The sequence below is a fragment of the Alteromonas sp. W12 genome (assembly GCF_001924945.1).
Lineage (GTDB): Bacteria > Pseudomonadota > Gammaproteobacteria > Enterobacterales > Alteromonadaceae > Alteromonas > Alteromonas macleodii.
Window position 1 is genome coordinate 1,681,415 of the sequence record NZ_LQXH01000001.1, and the last position, 18,344, is coordinate 1,699,758.

Here is an 18,344-nt window from a genome sequence, read left to right on the forward strand (position 1 = left end):
AAAAAAAGGAAATACTATGCGTTCATTGTTGGTTGTTGTCTTTATTATTTTTCTTACTTCATGCAGTTCTAAGCTGGCTTATAACAACCTGGATTGGTGGGTGTATTGGTACATGGACGATTACATCGAGCTTAAAGATGAGCAAGAGGAGAAGTTTGATGCGCATTTACAAAATTGGTTGAGCTGGCACAAGAAGATTGAACTTACTCGTTATAAAGCGCAATTAGAGGATATAAAAAAGCAGATTCAGAATGACACCCTTAATTCGAGTATTGTTTATAACAACCTTGAGCTAGCTAGATCGCATTGGGAGCGCGTACGAGACGAGGTCAGTCCTGAACTAGCGGCTATAGCTAAAACACTCGATGATGAACAAGTTGTCACCCTATTTGCGGCATTAGAAAAAGACAATAAAGAAGAAGAGGAAGAGCGACAAGAGGCGCTGGAAAAGTCTGAAGCAGAGAGACTTAAAGATAGAATTGAGAAAATACAAGAAACAATAAGTGAGCGTATTGGAGATCTAAGTAAAGAGCAAAAACAAATTGTTAGCACCTACGCGCAACAGTTTATTTCTACAGGTGACGCTTGGATAACGTATCGCAGAAACATTCAAAATGCGGCAAGAAAGTTATTCGTTTCGCGCAAGCAAAACGAAAGGTTTGAGCAAGAATTGGTGGCTCTCATGCAAAATCCGGATAATTATAAAAGCGATGTGTACAAGCAAGGTAGTGCTCATAATATGACTGTGACGGCAACGCTACTGGCCGAGATATTTTCAACTCTTTCAGAGAAACAGCGTCAAACACTGATTGAAAACGTGGATGAGCTAATCGAAACGGTTGATAATTTTATGGATTAATTAGTAATACTCTGGCTCAGTACACATTCAGCTCGGTCGATACAGTACTGGTCTTCTCGTAATACAAGAAGAAAGCTCCGACTTATGGTGGTAGAACTCAGTACTAAATAAGGTATTAAGTTATAATTCTTTCCAGTCGATTTTAAGAACTTTACCTTCTTCGTTAACAACGAAAAGGGGAAGTTCGGTCAATTTAGTGTTTTTTTGTTTTAATGTTTTAAGGTTCTCGTAGGAATACTGCCTCTGTATATGCCACTCTACCTTATTCCTTGATTTGTATTCTAAATCAATATTCCACCTACCCAGATAAGAAACCGCGCTTGGTTGAAGCGAGAAAAAGCAGCCATCGCATTCGGGTTTTTTAAAACGTCTTACCCCAATGTTCGAAAAAGCTGGAGTTATCGATTTTAGATAGTATTTGCCAGTTTTAACTTTGACGAGTTTTGGGAGGTGTTTCTCGTTAGCTTGACTACCCTCGAATTGCTGTGTGCTAGGTACTTTTAATCCGCGAATAACAAATATTTCACCACTGTTTAGCTCTTCAAATGTCATTCTGTGAATACCAGCATCGGCTAGTACAAAAGACTCGTTCTGACTTAGCGCCTGTTCATTGGCGCTAACCTCGTCGATTAAAATTGCCACCAGTAAAAAAACTAACAATCTCATAGCTCACCAGTTTTCTAATTCAAAAGCCAATATATTTAGAGAGTTCATCTCTAAGGTTGGTGTATTTTTCTTTGTAAGGCGCCTTAAGTGACATATCGTCAATCAATTTAAACAGCCGCTTACACTCATTAATGAGTTTCATTTCGGCTTTATCTTCTTTGATTGCAATTTGTAGAAGACATTGCAATAGATTAAGCGCAACCCCTGTATTTACAGGAGCAAAGCCTTGAGCAAGGGCAAACGAAGCTTTAGCACGTTCGTAATCTTGCTGCTGATAGTGTTGAATGCCTTCGCGGTTGAACTGTTGATAACTGGCTAAGTTTTTCTGAGCATTGAGGGCTTGCGCATCAAGCATGTTTAAACTGTTTTGGTCGAGCTCATCCTGTCTTGAAGTTAAAAGTGCATTCAACTGTAGCGCATCATCAAACTCACCCAGTTTATACATAACGTTAATACTGTCAGGAATAAACGCGGTAGGAACATCCGTGTACTTATCGTCAAGAAGTGTTTGTGACGTTGTTAAGTGGCGTTTGGCATCAATCAGTTTGCCGTCTATTGCGCTAATTCTAGCGTTGACGATTGTACCAAATATATCTACGTCAAAATCTCTGTCCATTTTTTGAAGATGTTCATCAAACTTTCCTCTTTGCAGAGTTAGTAATGCTTCTTGCTGATACTTATTGCGCTGGCGCTTGTCGTCTGCAAACTCTGCGACATCTAAAAGGCTTCGGATAATACCGCACCAGTGCAAACTTGTTTTGTGAACGGTTCGTTTCGATAAATCCCAGATCGCTTGGCTTGAACTCGCTGCCAGCACTAAATCGTCATTTTGCCGACCTATTTCACAGGCTTTGAAATGCCTGGGTAGGGAGTAGGGCGACAGTTTTATTGCTTCTTTTATTGCATCTAGTGCTTTGTCGCCAGATGTCGTGGCTTGGTGTGCTTGCGCAAGAATATCGTGAGCGTCTGCATTGAACCGGTTTCGCTTTAGCGTTCTCTTGGCAATTAAAATCGCTTTCTCATATTCCTTTAAAAGCAAGTAAGTTTTTCCAATAGCTATTTGTGCCCACAGCACGGGTTTTCCGTCAATGTAGTCACGTAATACATCTAGCGCTTTATCGGGTTGCTTTATACGCCAATATAGCTCGACTAATAGCTGTTCACAGTGACCTTTATAGTGGGAAGGGGCGTCAAGTAACGCTTCGATATGGTCGATCGCACTGTTTATTTCACCCTGTTCAACGAGACTAAACGCTTGCTGGAGAAACTGTCTTTTTTGCCACGCACGAACAATACGAGACTTCAGCTGAACTTGAGAAAAGGGCTTAATTAAAAAATCATCGGGTCTACGTTCAATACTGCCCAACACTACCGGTCGAGCGCTATCTGCGCTTATCAGAATGAACACCGATGTGGGACTGATAAGCCTTCGAGTACGCAACTCTTCAATGAGCTCATAGCCATTTTTGTTGTCAGCTCCCAAGTGTAGATCACAAATTACAATATCAAACTTATGCTTTTTACATAGTGATACCGCTTGTTCAGCAGATGACTTTGTAACTACATCAGATGCGCCCATCGAATGCATCAGCCCCTTTAATAAAAGAAGGAAAGGGCGTTGGTCTTCAACAATCAGTACTTGTTTGTTGCTAAATTGCATTTCAAATCCATGAATGAGCACGCGATTACTTTATAGGAGTATATCTAATTTTAGATAATAAGCTTAAGAAAAACATTATCTTGCCGAAAACATAAGTATACATATGAAGTTGTAAATAAGAATGTCGCAAGAAACTGTCGAAGCTCGTGAGCAAATACCTATTGACCCCAGTATATACTGGGAGCGCAGTGGTGTGCTTGCTAAAGCATCTGCGCAGGGAGCGTTGTTCTCTTTATATCTTGCTATGCAGCAACATAGTGTTGCCGAGCCATTTGAAATTGAAGCGGTTGCGTCAGAATCTGATGATAAAAGCAGCATCGAATCCAAGCTTGCATCGTTAAATTATTATAGAAGGCCATCGCTAGCTGCTAATGAAAGCGAATGGGGCAGAATGCGCGTTTTGTCTGAGTTAGTATCTCAAGACTATGCGGCAGCAAGGTTATATTTAAGTATGAATCCCTCTCCACTTTCACAAACTGATGATGCTAAACGTCTACCCGACGATGTAGTAGATAATTGTAGTTTGGCAACACAAAAGCGGTTGAAAAAGGAATACGCTAACACCGTGAAGGAAGATAATACGCTGCTATACGATATCCTTTCATCACAAGATAAAGAATACCATTCACAACAAGAAAATTCGTCACACTTCACATCTTTTGAGAATATTGCATAGCAGTCATTTCAATTCGTTGTTGCGTGCTAAGTTTGGGTTGACGTAGGAGCGCTAATTCGTATCCGCCCTAGTTTTTATCATTCCTTTTTGTTATATTGCGCGCCGCATTTTTGCACTGGTCTTACGCTCCAATCAGCAAAGGTTAAAATATGTCTAAATATATTGTATGCGCAATGTATAAATTTGTTGCGCTTGAAAACTTCAAAGAAATCCGCCAACCGCTTCTCGAAACAATGGAAGCTAATGGCATTAAAGGTACACTTCTTCTTGCCCACGAAGGGATAAACGGTACGGTTTCTGGTACCCGCGAAGGTATCGACGCATTACTTGCTTATTTAAACAGCGACGAGCGTATTAATCCTATTTCTTGCAAAGAATCTCTTCACGATGAACAGCCGTTCTATCGCACCAAGGTAAAACTGAAAAAAGAAATTGTGACCATGGGCGTTGAGGGTATTGACCCTCGCAAAACCGTTGGTACTTACGTAAAACCTAAAGACTGGAACGCACTTATTAGCGACCCAGATGTTACGGTTATTGACACGCGAAACGGTTATGAAATTGAAATTGGTACGTTCAAACACGCTATCGACCCAAAAACCGAAACGTTTCGTGAGTTTCCTGAATACGTAGCGAAGGAGCTCGACCCGTCAAAAAACAAAAAAGTGGCTATGTTCTGCACCGGTGGTATTCGCTGTGAAAAATCGACGGCTTACTTGAAAGAGCAGGGGTTTGACGAGGTTTATCACTTAGAAGGCGGTATTCTACAGTACCTTGAAGATGTACCGAAAGAAGAGTCGTTGTGGGAAGGCGATTGCTTTGTATTTGATAATCGCGTTGCAGTTAACCATGACTTAGAGAAAAGCCATTATGAGCAGTGCTACGCGTGCAGACTTCCAATTACTGAAGAAGACAAGCAGAGTGATAAGTATGAGCCGGGTGTAAGCTGCCCACACTGCTTTGGTACCCATACCGACGATCAAATTGCTCGCTTTAGAGAACGTGAAAAACAGGTTCAGCTGGCAAAAGAGCGTCAACAAGAACACGTAGGAACGGAAGCGCGTTTGACCATGGAACAAAAGCGTCAGGAAAAAGCAGAAGCTCAACGTTTACGCGCACTTAAAGCAAAAGAAAATCAGGCGTAGACAGCTAGAAAGAAGGGCGTTACACTCGTGCTTATTGCAGTTGAAATAAGGAATGCGAGTGAGCACTCAACTTTCAGAATCTAAAATTGAAGAAATTAGAAAGGACTTCAGCTTTTTCGATCGTGATGGCAACGGCCAAATCGATTTGCCGGAGTTCATCGAGCTTCTAACCGTTATTTCACCAAAAACGAAAGCTAGCCACGTACAAGAAGGCTTTAAGCTTATCGATAGTAACGACGACGGTTACATCGACTTTGAAGAGTTTTTGGAGTGGTGGCAAGAAGGATGGTGGGAATACTAAGTTTAAACTTAGTTACACTTATCGTCGACTGAGGCTTTTCGACACGCTAGGCCAAGCGTGAAAACGAGGGCTAGGCCACGTAAAAGAGCCAATTGAAAACGAGTGCTTTTAAGCACTCGTTTTTTTGTGTGTTGAGTTTGGCGTTTCGTGTTGGGAGTGAGATATAGCTTCCTTTGAATAGCCTTCACTGTCGGCTTCGAGCGTAAAGCGGACATTGGATATTTCTAACTCGCGAGACCGCTTCAGACAATTTGCAGACGTTCAACACCTAATTAACAGGCAAAAAATTGTTTGCTAAAATCGCTACGAATGAGCACAAGCCAACTGTTTTTTGTCCTTATTTAATTTCTTGTTAGGTTTAAATGCTACCAAGCAACTTCAGAGCAAGTCTTCTTATTTCTTCTACTGGTAATGTGGATTCAATAACGTTTTCACCATGAGAAATCAAATCTCTAGTTTTCTTTAGTTCCTTAAATGAAGTCACATCACTATCATCTATCTCATTCCAAAGAAGTAGAGAGCACCATTGAAACCGCTGAGATAAATTCTTTGCGTCTAGTTGACGTTCTTTGAAGAACTCCATACCTACATTTTTTATTCTTGCCGGAATATTAAACATATTTTTAGCATAGTTATCATAGTCAATTTTTTTGAATTGGCTATGTGTAAATCGCTCGATGAACAAGAAATAGTATAGGAACTGCTTTAAGCGATCTGGTTCTTCTAGAGCCATAAATATATGGCGACTTGTTTTTTGGTCTAATGAAGAATACAAGTTTGTAGATTTTCTTAAGGATGAATTTATTTCCTCTGTAGACTTAGGTCGAGATACAAACGCACTCATACTCCCAGTCATTTTTAAATCGAAAAGTGTTTTATCATCTTTGGTTTTTCCATAAACACTTCGGTCTAAAGATACTAATTTAATGTGTAAATCTGGTTCTGAAAAATGCACGGTAAGCGATGTTATTATGCTTGGTAACTCCTCCAACTCCCATTTTTTTATTTCTTTTTTACCGTCTTTAAACCCATCGTAAGTTAAAATGTGATCTTCTTTCTCCTGTCGATAACCACCTTTAAGTATATGTTCTTCATTCTCTTCGAAACATACTAATAAATAAGGTGGGCGACCCTTTTTTTCTTTCACCCATTCTTCTTCATTTTCAGCATAGTCTTCTCCACAAATTTCATTTGCAGCTTTATTTACTGAATCGGCAATGACAACTTTGCATTGTTTTCCAAATTGAAAGACGGCAGATTTTAATAGTTCGCTTTCTTTTTCAAAGTTGATGCCTTGCAAAGAATAAACCCTCTGAACGGCAAACTTGACTGGCAATTCGTTGTCATCAGGATATTTAGAGAATCCCATTTTTTCGATCGCGTAGCTTGAGACTTGCATGAAATAAATCCCTTAAGAATGCATAACTAGACTACAGATTAAACTAACAGCTTATTACTGAGCCTTCATAGTAACCGCGTTTCCCCTGAAAAACTATAATCTGTATTTTCATAGGAAAGCATTTCCGACTGTCTGCTTCACGTACTCTTCTGCCGTTTAATTACTAATATTCGAACGGCTGCTTCTGGCACAGAGCTGCCCTACAGCAAGCACTGGCGGGCTTCAAAAAGACAAGGGGCGGACCTTTGACACCTTAGTAAGGGGCTCATAATGCTTAACTAAACGGTGTAGCGAGGTGGAACTGATCCCTGCTTTAGCAGTCCCGCATTTAATTGACTTCTTATGTTTAAGTAGGAGTTTTTAGCAATTTATCTGAAAGCCTGCGCCACATAGGAGTCAATTCTTCATAATCTAAAGCATTATTTGAAATGCTTGCGTTAAAGCCGCCGATATTAACTTTATCAAATTCGGTTGAATCGACCATAGATCTGTATTGTTGTAATTGTCCCGAATTTTTCGGAATTGGATACTTTCCAGCCCATTTGATGTAATCAGACAACAACATCAATAATTTATTTTCTGCTTTATCTAAAGGTAATTCGATAATTTTTGAAATCTTTACAAGGTCATGACTTATTAAATCAGCTGTAGTAACTTTTCTACTTTCAATGCAAAGACCCTTTAATAAAGCTTCAAAAGACATCCCCATTAACATTTTGTATGTTGCATCGCACTTTGCATAAAAGTCCTTTCCACTGTTCATGGCCTTCCAAATTACTCCGGCAGATGTAAATAGTTCCGCAGCTTTGTTATGCCAGTATTCGGGATTCTCTGACATTTCGTTAAACTGGTTAAGAAGAAATTCATCCTGCGTGTGTTTTACTTTACTTTGCTTTGACAACTTGACCTCTTCTTCCTTGGTTGCAGTGTTGCTAGACCAAACATAACGCTAAGCTTTGGGGGCGCTAGCACGTGGTCTAAAATCCGAACGAAGTGAGTTAGCCCACGTGTTAGCCTCCCAGCGACCGGAGGGAGTGTCAACAGCGTTTTGTTAGGCATTTTCTGGCACTTCAAAATAACCTTGTTCATAACTTTCTATCATTCTAGATATGCGGCTAACACACCTAACTCTGTCATCAATATAATAGCAGAGCAGCCAGTTTAAGGTTTCGCTATCCATCCGCTCTATAAGTGTTTTATATTTTTCTTCACCTTCTAGCAGGCCATGAAAAGCTTTAGAATTAAAATATGTAACTATGAGGTCACAAGCATTCACATTAACCCACCCCTTCAGAATTCCTTCATCTTTCCATATCTTCTTTTCAGATTTTAAGCATTGTCTGAACAATGGTTCTTCTGATAACTTTCCCAGTATGCCAGTAAACTTAAGGAAACTAGTAGGCTCATCATTTGCTATAAAAAATCTAAAATCAAGAAATAGACCTTTTAGTCTATGACGGTTTATATTGAGGTTGCCACCCGTAACAAAGCCTCCTTCATTTCTATAAAAATTATGACCACCATGGAAGCTAAATCCGTCATTTTGAATATCTTCGAAGTTATCAATTAATTCTTTAGCTCTTACTATATAAAGCCCAAGCTCTGTTTTTACTTGGTGAAGAGCGTTGGGTTTAATTGATACCTTAATAAATGTGCTCACTTTAAAAGATGCCTAACAGCTTATTACTGAGACTTCATAGTAACACCCATTTCCCATGAAAAAACCATATTCTGCGTTTCCATGGGAAAGGAAAATTGTCTGTTTCACGTACAAACGTGCCATTGTGATACCTGCTCGTGAACGGCAGCTTCTGGCACAAAGCAGAAGTAGCTAGTCAATAATCTATTCGTCCACAACTTGTCTATAGCAGAACTCAAAGCCTCGACAGATGAACCTACACGTTGGGCGAAGCTAAAAAAGTATGCTATGTAGTAAAGACTACCAATCAGCGCTGTATACTATATTGGCTGCGGACGCCTCTACTTCTAGTGGGGCTTTATCGTAACCGTATTCAGCCATGTCGAAAAAGTGTTGGGTGACAACTTCATCTAAACTTGCTCGTTCAATCTGTAACACATGCACTAATTCGTGGGCTAACTTGGGTCTATTAAGCTCGAAATCTTTACGAGCATAAATCGAATAGCCGAAAACTTGTGCGTTATTTATTATTCCTTCTCCAACAAGTCCAACGGCTTCGCCAAACACTTTAAGCGCGAAGTTTTCGTAGGGATATGGCACTTCATCTACATAAACAATTCTTACTTTCTTAGGCTGTTTTATGCCTATCTCCGCTGCTAGCGCCAATTCTTGTTCGTTCAACGGTTGACCTATTTTTAAGCCTTTCATATCTGTTTGATGTGCCCACTCTATGTACTGCGGCAACAATACGCGTGCTATTATTTTTTCATAGGAGAGTGCCACAACGACTATTACTATAAACAAGGCTAACGATACGAACTTTATAAATTTCATGTGGTTAAAATCCATTTTAAAGGGGGAGTGTGTGCCGCTTACACGCTTTGTTACAAACAGTTGAAGCGTGTAGTCAGCTCGATCGACTTGTTGCTATATGCGTAGTAGAGCATATGATGGCGAAGTGTTCCATCAAAGGGCTGTAAGAAAATGTGATTAAAAACAAAGTGAAAGGTTACACACCGCTATTCAACAGTGAATTGTGACTAGCGGCGGTGATGGTTCAAACTACGATATAGAGTTTTATTCATCGTCGTCAGACAGAGTGTTTCTTGGCTTTCGTTTCACAGGAACCATACCAATATCTTCTCCAGACATGGTATCGACACGTTTTTTAGTGCCAGGTTTTGCTGGTTTCGCTACGCGCTTTTTACCACTTTTCGCATTTGATTGTTTCGATACTTTTTTCTTCGGCGTAAAACCTTTGAAAGACGCCGAGAATTCGTCATGCGGTGAACACTCTAACGCATATTGAAGGTGATTCTTAAGCCCCTCGAAACTGTTCCAATCACGAGGGCCAATTAGCGAGAATGCTTCGCCTTTTTGCCCAGCACGGCCTGTACGGCCGATACGGTGAATGTATTCATCCGCGTTCTTAGGAAGGTCAAAGTTAACCACCAATCCAACTTTTGATAGATCTAGTCCACGAGAGGCGAGGTCGGTAGTGACCAGAATACTGTGCTGTCCACGAGCAAACGCACTCATTACTGCTGCGCGTTGGCTTTGTAGCATATCACCACGAAGCGCAATAGCTTCTAAGTTTTGTTCGTTAAGCAGTGCTGCAATTCTATCGGTATCTTCACGGGTAGCGGTAAATACGATAGCTTGGTTGTAGGTACGATTGGCTAGCTCAAACTGTAAAATTTGATCTTTGTTATCAACATTGTCTGCAAAGAAGCACTTCTGTTCGATATCGCCATGCTCTGCGGTTGAGTCTCCTACAGCTACACGAACAGCGCCTTTGGTTAACTGCGTTGTCATATGCTTTAGCTCAATATTATCGAGCGTGGCAGAAAACAACATAGTTTGACGCTTTCTGTGATCAGCATAGTCGTTAATCATTTTAAGCTGAGCAGAGAAGCCTAAGTCTAACATTCGGTCGGCTTCATCAAAGATAAGCAACTCTAAACCGTTTAAATACACACTTTTATCTAATAGATGGTCGGCTACACGACCAGCGGTACCAACGATAATGTGAGGGTTACGGCGAAGCGCTTTAACTTGGTCGTTATAATTTTCACCACCCACAATAAGTGAACAAGTAAGATTTAGCCCGGTACACATTGATTTAGCTTCAATGAAAACTTGTTTGGCTAGCTCACGAGTTGGCGCAAGAATAAGTGCGCGTGGGTCTTGACGACTAAGGGCTTTTTGCGACATTAGCCTGTTTATAGCTGGCACTAAAAAGGCGAAGGTTTTACCTGAACCCGTTTTTGATGACGCAATAATATCTTTGCCCTGAATAGCTGGCAGCATTGTGCGTTCTTGAATTTCGGTTAGCGTCGAAATGTTTTTCGTTTCGAGCTTTGAAATAATTTTGTGGTGAACAGGTAAATCAGTAACTAGCAAGAAGGTATAGCCTTTTTAAAATGACATTCGGGCGCATTATCCCTTAATGCACGGTGCATTTAAAGGTTTATTGGAAAGGCTTATAAGTTTGCACACTGAAGCCAGGTACTTGTAACAATCGTTACTCAACGAAGAATATAAAGTTAAAGCAAAAATGTGAGTTAACTCAATGGTGCGCGCTTACCACAAGAGCATAAATGCTGAATGATAAGCGCGACATTGCGAAGAACGATTAAATGAAAAGCACAATCAAACGCAGAGTTTAAAACTGCATTTCAGGTACATTTTCAGGAACAACAAGCTTTCCGCCCGTTTTCTCTTTAATTTCGTCAACGCTGACGCCCGGTGCACGTTCTTGAAGCACAAATGCGCCGTCTTCAACACTCAGCACTGCTAAGTCGGTAATAATGCGCGTAATACAGTTAACACCGGTTAACGGTAAAGTGCATTCGCCAAGTAGTTTTGGGTTACCGTGTTTGTCGGTATGGGTCATAGTAACAATTATGTTCTTCGCGCCAGCAACTAAGTCCATAGCGCCGCCCATGCCTTTAACGAGTTTGCCCGGTATCATCCAAGAGGCAATATTACCCGATACATCAACCTCAAATGCGCCAAGTACAGTAAAGTCAACGTGACCACCGCGGATCATGGCAAAGCTCTCGGCGCTACTAAAAATAGATGCGCCTGTGATAGCCGTTACCGTTTCTTTACCAGCGTTTATCATATCAGCGTCAATTTCACTTTCAGTCGGGTAACGTCCCATACCCAAAAGGCCGTTTTCTGACTGTAGCATCACGCTGATGTCATCTGGCACATAGTTAGCTGCAAGGGTAGGGATACCTATGCCTAAATTGACGTAATCGCCATCTTTAAACTCTTGAGCGACGCGCATTGCGATTTGTTCTCTACTAAGCATTACACTGACTCCTTGCTAACTACACGGCGTTCAATACGTTTTTCAAATGAACCTTGAATGACACGGTTTACATAAATCCCGGGAGTGTGGATCTCGCTGGGGTTCAATTCACCAGGCTCTACAATTTCCTCTGCTTCTACCACAGTGACTTTACCTGCAGTAGCGGCCATAGGATTAAAGTTTTGTGCTGTATGGCGATAAATACAGTTTCCGTAAGTATCTGCTTTCCATGCTTTTACAATGGCAAAGTCGCCAGTAATAGCATGTTCAAGAATATAAGGGCGACCGTTGAATTCTTTGACTTCTTTTCCTTCACCAACAGGCGTACCATAACCTGTGGCAGTGTAGAAGGCAGGAATGCCAGCACCACCAGCGCGCATTTTTTCCGCCAGCGTTCCTTGAGGTGTAAGCTCAACTTCCAGCTCACCGTTGAGCAGTTGTTTTTCAAACAGGGCATTTTCACCTACATAAGAAGACACCATTTTTGCTATTTGTTTGTCTTCTAGTAAAAGACCCAAGCCAAATCCATCTACACCGCAGTTATTAGAAACTACAGTAAGTCCAGATACGCCCATTTTCTTAATTTGGCCTATCAGTCCTTCGGGTATACCGCACAACCCGAAACCGCCCGCAATAACTGTCATACCATTTTCAAGGCCAGCCATTGCTTCTTCGTATGAGGATACAACTTTGTTAAATCCCGCCATTCTCTATCTCCAATGCATTTGTTAAAAATAAGTATCGACATTGTTGCTTCATTTGTAAAATCGAATTAATCTTGCGATTAATAAAAACTATTTATTAATCGCTGAGAGCAGTTGAAAAGTTTATGGATGTTTCATACCGTCAAATAAAAGCGTTTGTAGAAGTGGCCAAGTCATCAACCTTTGCTGAAGCCGCGGTAAATCTACATTTAACACAGCCAGCTTTGTCATCGGCAATTAAAAAAATGGAAGAGCAGTTAGGCGGTAAGCTATTCCAACGCAACACACGCAATGTAAGCCTAACACCAGAAGGAGAGGTGTTGTTTCCAAATGCTTTGAGGCTACTGCACGACTGGGACAATACTTTTTCTGATATTCAAAATTTGTTTGCTATGGCGAAAGGGCAGCTTACCATTTGCGCTATGCCGTCATTTGCCGAGTCTCATTTACCGAATATCTTGTCAGTATTTCATCAACGAATTCCAAACGTAAACTTACGAATTGTCGATGTAGTAATGGAACAGGTAATTCATGAAGTTACTACAGGCCGCAGCGAGATTGGGTTCTCGTTTGAGCCAGAGCGCAAAGATGGTTTAGTGTTTAAAAGCCTTTTTGCTGATGAGTTTGTTGTTGTGACCAACAAAGCACAATCAGCCCATTTAGGGGACAAGTTGCATTGGCAGGACTGTCTAAAACTTCCATTGGTAATGATGAATAGGGGATCTGCGGTACGTCATTGGACTCAATCTAAGCTAGCACAATATGGTGAGCTAAATATAATCGCGGAAACGGGGCAGCTATCTACACTAGGAAAGCTCATTCTAAATGGTTTAGGTATATCTATTATGCCGGCGATTTGTAAAGCGCAAATGGAGGGATTGGGGCTAGTAACAAAAGAAATTAGTGACATGCCTCTGGTGAAAAATATTGGAATAATTCGAAATGCGCGAAAAGGGTTATCGCTGCCGGCTCAATCTATGTGGGACATGGCCGTAGCGCATTATGAGTGAAATAATGCGCTTTATAGTTTCTAAGAAAAGGTTCGACCTACCACTTTTTCTTAGGTGCGAACAACTCGTCTAATTCGTCTCTTTCTTCTTCTTGCTTCTTGGCGCGATCTTTTTCGTTCACGCTCTTAAGGTTGCTTTGGATTTCGTGTAACCACTCGTTAAGTGTAGCAAGTTTAGACATTGAGTATTCGTCTTGGGGATTTTGATTTTCTAGTGCGTTTTTCGCCTTTTCAAAATACTGTCTGGCTGACCCAAGCATATTGGTTTGAAGTGCAGCGCGGCCGCGCTTAATCAATGTTTCTACATTTACTTTTACCTGCAAGCGTTCAAGCTGCTTATCTTCATCCATGAATACTTTAGAATCAATTTGCCCTTTACTATGTTCTGAACGAAGAATAATGCGCAGTTTCTTAACGGCCTGAATGTATTGAATGATCATTTTGTCGTTGTCGGGTAACGCGAAATCGTTAGTGATACCGCTATTGTCCGAAAGAGCCGCGGCGGTTGCTTGCTCACTGCTTGAGATACGCTGTTTTAGTTCAGATGTACTCGATAAATCGTTCATTGCTTTCAAGGCATTTAGAATACGATTGTGAAGTATGCCCATAATGCGCGAAGAAACAGGCATGTTTACACAGGCGGCAATAACGTTCTCAGTTTCGTCGACAATAGTACGCTGTTTGGCAAGTTCAGTTCTGCGCTCAGCCTCTTGCTTTTGACGATGTTGTTGCATTGCATTGATAAAGATAGCTGCGATTAGCAAAACAACAATTAATATAATAATAATCACGTACATGCGTGTGTTTCCGTCTGTTTTTTATTTTTTATAACGTTAACGTATTACTACGTACGAGCGTTACTTTTTGTATTACTTAATGTTATCGGTCAATCTTACGGTATTTTTACTTCAAATACACTTCCACCGAGACTCCCGCCGTTGGAAAGGGCGATTGAGCCCACTTTATCTCCTTGAGAATGTGCGTTTGCAATTAACTTCGCAAAAAATAACCCCAATCCCGTTCTTCCTTGGCTTAACTCAAAGTCACAGAGCTCTTCGTGGCTTTTGGTTAACATCGCTTCGGGATAGCCACGACCATCATCCTCTATTTTAATGGTCATGAAGTCGTTCTCGTCTGCCTTGGCACTTACTATTATTTTGGATGTTCCATAGCGCATTGCGTTAATGATTACATCGTTTAATAACAAATAAATTAACTCACTGTCTAAGTACCAGCTAAGGTCATCTTCGATAGCGATGCTTATATCAATATTTTTCTGAGATACATATAACGCATTAGAGCCAACAACATCTTCAACCAAATCTTTGATGAAACTTTCGTCAACGGTAATGGGTAAACTTTCTAATTCAGCCCTGTACAAAGAGAGTACTTGAACAAGATTGGTGTTGAGCCTAGATGCTTCATAATGAACACTCGCAACCTGCTCTCTAGCTTTCTCGTCGTGAGGAGAAAGGGCGTCGCTGAGTGTTTCAATAGATTGAATAAGGAGAAAAAGTGAATTTTTCATATCGTGCACAGCAGCTGCCAACACCGATGAAAAATCAATTGTGGATGTAACTTGTTTACTGCTACTCATTATCTATCTAACACCGTGCTTTTTAATCACCTACCCATAATGTAGAAGAAATCGGACAAAGGCGAATAAATCCACTCGAAAATGTAAAAATTCAATTATTTTCAACTTTATAATGCCAATTTCGTAATAGCAACTAGTAAAAAAAGGTGGTTTTGGTTATAACGGAGGGAGTACAGTGTCAGTCTATCGCATTAAACGGTGTAAAATATGAAGCTACAGCAACTACGGTATATCGTAGAAGTCCTCAATAACAATTTGAACGTGTCAGCAACAGCAGAAAGTTTATATACCTCACAGCCGGGTATCAGCAAACAAGTTCGCATGTTGGAAGATGAACTAGGTGTTCAGATTTTTGGCCGTAGCGGTAAGCATTTAACACACGTAACAGACGCTGGTAACGATGTAATCAATATAGCTCGTGAAATACTAGCCAAAGTAGAGAGTATTAAAGCGGTAGCAAGGGAGCACACGCTTCCAGATCAAGGTAAACTTAATATTGCGACCACGCATACGCAAGCCCGTTATGCATTACCTGACGTTATTCAGGGGTTCATGAGCAAGTATCCAAAAGTGTCATTACACATGCATCAGGGCACGCCGTCTCAAATTAGCGACCTGGCTGCCAAAGGCGAAGCCGATTTTGCTATCGCTACCGAGGCTCTCCACTTGTACAACGATTTAGTCATGCTTCCTTGTTATCACTGGAATCGCAGTGTAATAGTAAACAAAGACCATCCGTTGTCGAAAAAGGGCACTATCGATATTTCAGACATTGCCAAATATCCGTTGGTTACTTATGTTTTCGGTTTCACCGGGCGCTCTGAATTAGACCAAGCGTTTGAAAGAGCAGGGCTAACACCTAAAATAGTCTTTACCGCAACAGATGCCGACGTTATTAAAACCTATGTCCGCTTAGGTGTCGGTATTGGTGTTATTGCGTCGATGGCGGTAAGCGAAGAGTTAGATGATGATCTTGTGAAGATAGATGCAAGTCACTTGTTCGATTACAGCACGACGAAAATTGGTTTCAGAAAAGGGTCGTTCTTAAGAAGTTATATGTACGATTTCATTGAGCGTTTTGCGCCTCACCTGACCAAGGACAAGGTTGAGAAAGCTATGATGCTGAAAAATAACGAAGAAGTGGAAAAAATGTTTAAAGGCGTGACGCTTCCAGTAAAGTAAACGCAGCGCTTGTTGAAAACGTTCATTAAAAAAGGGGCTAATTGCCCCTTTTTTGCGTTTCACATATTGTCTAGTTAAAGCGAGGCGCTAACATTCGATAATATTTACCGCGAGTCCACCTCTCGCCGTTTCTTTATATTTAGTCTTCATATCATTACCGGTATCGCGCATGGTTTTAATAACCTTATCTAGCGATACTTTTTGCTCACCCGTTCCGCGCAGTGCAAGACGAGAAGCATTAATGGCTTTGATTGCACCCATGGCATTTCGCTCAATGCACGGAACCTGAACCAGACCACCAACAGGATCACAAGTAAGGCCGAGGTTGTGCTCCATACCGATTTCCGCCGCGTTCTCTACCGAGGCAGCTGTGCCCCCCATAATTTCAGCTAACGCGCCTGCAGCCATTGAACAAGCGACGCCTACTTCTCCTTGGCAACCTACTTCAGCACCTGAGATTGACGCATTTTCTTTATAGAGAATACCAATAGCGCCTGCGGTAAGCAGGAAACGGCTTGCTACTTCTTCATCAACAGGTCGGATAAATTTATCTACGTACTGTAGAACCGCCGGAATGATGCCCGCTGCTCCATTTGTAGGTGCAGTTACAACACGGCCGCCAGCTGCATTTTCTTCGTTTACAGCTAAAGCAAACAAGTTAACCCAATCCATAGTCTGCATAGGGTCGTTTGTGTGTTCAGTTTGAAGTCGACGGTATAGTCCAGGCGCACGGCGAACTACCTTTAGCCCGCCAGGTAAAATACCCTCGCTTTCGATACCTCGCTGAATACAGGCTTTCATCACTAACCAAATGTTGTGTAGCTGTTGCTTCACTTCGTGCTTGGGCCTGAAAGTTGATTCGTTACGTAGCATCAGTGAACTAATGCTTAAGCCGTTAGTTTTACACAGAGCAAGAAGGTCACCGGCCGTTTTAAAAGGGAAGGGTACTGATGCTTGCAGACTGGCTGCATGCGCTTTGGTCGCATCGAAGTCTTCGTCTTTTATGATGAAGCCACCGCCAATACTGTAATAAGTTTGCTGTTTTACAAGCTCATCTTTCGCGTACGCATAAAACGTTAAGGCATTAGCGTGTTTGGGGAGCGTTTTACGGCGGTGAAAAACAATGGCGTTTTTGTTAGGAAAGCGCACTAATTTCTGGCCATTAAGGCAAAGCTTTTCCGTGTTGCGTATTTCTTCAAGTTTAGCCTCGATGCTGTCCACATCGACAACGTCTGGAAGTTCTCCTAGTAAACCGAGGATAACAGCTTTTCCTGTTCCGTGGCCGATACCGGTTTGGCCTAATGACCCAAACAGTTCAACTTTCACGCTATCCACTGAATCAAAAAGCGCAGCTTCCTGAGCGAGTTCGGTGACAAACTCGGCGCCTGCTTTCATTGGTCCTACGGTGTGCGAACTCGATGGGCCAATGCCCACGCTGAACATATCAAATACACTGATCATAAACTTTCAAAATTAAAACAAAGTAATAGTAAGATCATGCATCCACCACGGAAAAACCACAATACAGAAAAGCTAATAAAGGGATTAGTTTTGCTAATACGCTGTAAAGTTTAATTTATAGTACACACAAGAGCGGATAAGCAAATACAAAGGCTAAGGATGAATATGATGAGATAGATTGCGTAACATTGCCGCCGTTGCGCCCCATATCATGCGGTTTTTCCATGGGATAAAGTAAATTGGAAATGCCTTTTTATCGCGATGCGTCGTGTGAACTAAATGATTTCTTCTGTCTAAAACATGTGCGAGCGGTACTTCAAAAGCGCTTTCTACCTCATTTTTGTCAATAATCGGTGTAAAGTCAGGATTTACAAAGCCAACAACTGGCGCAATTTCATATCCGCTGATTGTTCGGTATCTAGGCAACATTCCTACTACGTCTACGTGAGTAGCGGGTAAACCAACTTCTTCTTCAGCTTCTCTAAGTGCCGCGTCAAAAAAAGAATTGTCAGCTTCGTCGACCGCTCCGCCTGGAAAGCTGATTTGACCTGGGTGATGCTTGAGGTGGTGCGCTCGTTCGGTAAGCAGTAATTGAAGCGAATTCCCATAATCTATCAGGGGGATAAGTACAGCCGCAGGGCGTCCTGTTTTTCGCAACGGAAAATCAGGCTCGGTGTGAGGCTGCCTTAAGTGGTGAAACTGTGATAGAAATTCGTTCTTTGTCATA

At 41.4% G+C, this 18,344-nt stretch carries 19 protein-coding genes; 6 read left to right on the forward strand and 13 right to left on the reverse strand.

Going from position 1 to position 18,344, the window contains the following annotated elements; translation table 11 throughout:
• Positions 1-16: 16 nt before the first annotated feature.
• Positions 17-859 (forward strand): DUF6279 family lipoprotein, encoded by an 843-nt coding sequence (locus AWH61_RS07120; RefSeq protein WP_075176588.1) that lies wholly within the window; start codon positions 17-19, stop codon positions 857-859.
• A gap of 120 nt (positions 860-979) precedes the next feature.
• On the opposite strand, the gene AWH61_RS07125 is transcribed toward AWH61_RS07120, so the two are convergent.
• Positions 980-1,525 (reverse strand): hypothetical protein, encoded by a 546-nt coding sequence (locus AWH61_RS07125; protein WP_075176589.1) that lies wholly within the window; start codon positions 1,523-1,525, stop codon positions 980-982.
• 19 nt (positions 1,526-1,544) lie between these two features.
• On the reverse strand, positions 1,545-3,185 hold the full coding sequence (locus AWH61_RS07130; RefSeq protein WP_075176590.1) for a response regulator: 1,641 nt from the start codon (positions 3,183-3,185) through the stop codon (positions 1,545-1,547).
• A 121-nt stretch (positions 3,186-3,306) separates the two neighbouring features.
• Between AWH61_RS07130 and AWH61_RS07135 the strand changes: the two genes are divergently transcribed.
• The 3 genes from AWH61_RS07135 to AWH61_RS07145 all read left to right on the forward strand — a co-directional run bounded on the left by AWH61_RS07135 (position 3,307) and on the right by AWH61_RS07145 (position 5,307).
• Complete coding sequence (locus AWH61_RS07135) at positions 3,307-3,861, forward strand: VC2046/SO_2500 family protein (RefSeq protein ID WP_014949512.1); 555 nt, start codon at positions 3,307-3,309, stop codon at positions 3,859-3,861.
• Positions 3,862-4,010: 149 nt separating this feature from the next.
• Positions 4,011-5,006 carry an oxygen-dependent tRNA uridine(34) hydroxylase TrhO gene (gene trhO, locus AWH61_RS07140; protein WP_014949513.1) on the forward strand — a complete coding sequence of 332 codons (996 nt, stop codon included), beginning with the start codon at positions 4,011-4,013 and terminating at the stop codon, positions 5,004-5,006.
• 52 nt (positions 5,007-5,058) lie between these two features.
• Positions 5,059-5,307: an EF-hand domain-containing protein gene (locus AWH61_RS07145; protein ID WP_039220280.1), complete on the forward strand. Its 249-nt coding sequence runs from the start codon at positions 5,059-5,061 to the stop codon at positions 5,305-5,307.
• Between the two features lie 358 nt (positions 5,308-5,665).
• Here the strand turns inward: AWH61_RS07145 and AWH61_RS07150 are convergent, their stop codons facing one another.
• The 7 genes from AWH61_RS07150 to AWH61_RS07180 form a co-directional block, all read right to left on the reverse strand.
• The gene (locus AWH61_RS07150) at positions 5,666-6,706 is read right to left on the reverse strand and encodes a hypothetical protein (RefSeq protein ID WP_075176591.1); all 1,041 of its coding nucleotides are present in this window, start codon (positions 6,704-6,706) and stop codon (positions 5,666-5,668) included.
• Between the two features lie 346 nt (positions 6,707-7,052).
• Positions 7,053-7,607, reverse strand: a complete 555-nt coding sequence (locus AWH61_RS07155; protein WP_075176592.1) for a hypothetical protein — start codon at positions 7,605-7,607, stop codon at positions 7,053-7,055.
• A gap of 150 nt (positions 7,608-7,757) precedes the next feature.
• Positions 7,758-8,366, reverse strand: a complete 609-nt coding sequence (locus AWH61_RS07160; protein ID WP_075176593.1) for a hypothetical protein — start codon at positions 8,364-8,366, stop codon at positions 7,758-7,760.
• A 279-nt stretch (positions 8,367-8,645) separates the two neighbouring features.
• Positions 8,646-9,179 carry a hypothetical protein gene (locus tag AWH61_RS07165; RefSeq protein WP_075176672.1) on the reverse strand — a complete coding sequence of 178 codons (534 nt, stop codon included), beginning with the start codon at positions 9,177-9,179 and terminating at the stop codon, positions 8,646-8,648.
• Between the two features lie 243 nt (positions 9,180-9,422).
• The gene (locus AWH61_RS07170) at positions 9,423-10,748 is read right to left on the reverse strand and encodes a DEAD/DEAH box helicase (RefSeq protein ID WP_014976575.1); all 1,326 of its coding nucleotides are present in this window, start codon (positions 10,746-10,748) and stop codon (positions 9,423-9,425) included.
• 262 nt (positions 10,749-11,010) lie between these two features.
• Positions 11,011-11,664: a CoA transferase subunit B gene (locus AWH61_RS07175; protein ID WP_014949519.1), complete on the reverse strand. Its 654-nt coding sequence runs from the start codon at positions 11,662-11,664 to the stop codon at positions 11,011-11,013.
• Entirely contained in the window at positions 11,664-12,371 is a 708-nt protein-coding gene (locus AWH61_RS07180; protein WP_039232997.1) for a CoA transferase subunit A, read from the reverse strand. The genes AWH61_RS07175 and AWH61_RS07180 overlap by 1 nt, the downstream gene beginning before the upstream one ends.
• A gap of 122 nt (positions 12,372-12,493) precedes the next feature.
• Here AWH61_RS07180 and AWH61_RS07185 point away from each other — a divergent pair, with 122 nt between their 5' ends.
• Positions 12,494-13,378: a LysR family transcriptional regulator gene (locus tag AWH61_RS07185; protein ID WP_014949521.1), complete on the forward strand. Its 885-nt coding sequence runs from the start codon at positions 12,494-12,496 to the stop codon at positions 13,376-13,378.
• A gap of 37 nt (positions 13,379-13,415) precedes the next feature.
• Here AWH61_RS07185 and AWH61_RS07190 read toward each other — a convergent pair whose 3' ends face one another.
• A complete protein-coding gene (locus tag AWH61_RS07190; RefSeq protein WP_014949522.1) occupies positions 13,416-14,174 on the reverse strand; it encodes a hypothetical protein in 759 nt (252 codons plus the stop codon).
• Between the two features lie 95 nt (positions 14,175-14,269).
• A complete protein-coding gene (locus tag AWH61_RS07195) occupies positions 14,270-14,974 on the reverse strand; it encodes a sensor histidine kinase (protein ID WP_014976578.1) in 705 nt (234 codons plus the stop codon).
• A gap of 207 nt (positions 14,975-15,181) precedes the next feature.
• On the opposite strand from AWH61_RS07195, the gene cysB reads away from it, so the two are divergent.
• Positions 15,182-16,156 carry an HTH-type transcriptional regulator CysB gene (gene cysB / locus AWH61_RS07200; RefSeq protein WP_014949524.1) on the forward strand — a complete coding sequence of 325 codons (975 nt, stop codon included), beginning with the start codon at positions 15,182-15,184 and terminating at the stop codon, positions 16,154-16,156.
• 87 nt (positions 16,157-16,243) lie between these two features.
• Here the strand turns inward: cysB and AWH61_RS07205 are convergent, their stop codons facing one another.
• Both AWH61_RS07205 and AWH61_RS07210 read right to left on the reverse strand, forming a co-directional pair.
• Positions 16,244-17,617 carry an L-serine ammonia-lyase gene (locus tag AWH61_RS07205; RefSeq protein ID WP_075176594.1) on the reverse strand — a complete coding sequence of 458 codons (1,374 nt, stop codon included), beginning with the start codon at positions 17,615-17,617 and terminating at the stop codon, positions 16,244-16,246.
• Between the two features lie 153 nt (positions 17,618-17,770).
• Positions 17,771-18,343 (reverse strand): CoA pyrophosphatase, encoded by a 573-nt coding sequence (locus tag AWH61_RS07210; RefSeq protein ID WP_014949526.1) that lies wholly within the window; start codon positions 18,341-18,343, stop codon positions 17,771-17,773.
• Position 18,344: the final 1 nt, after the last annotated feature.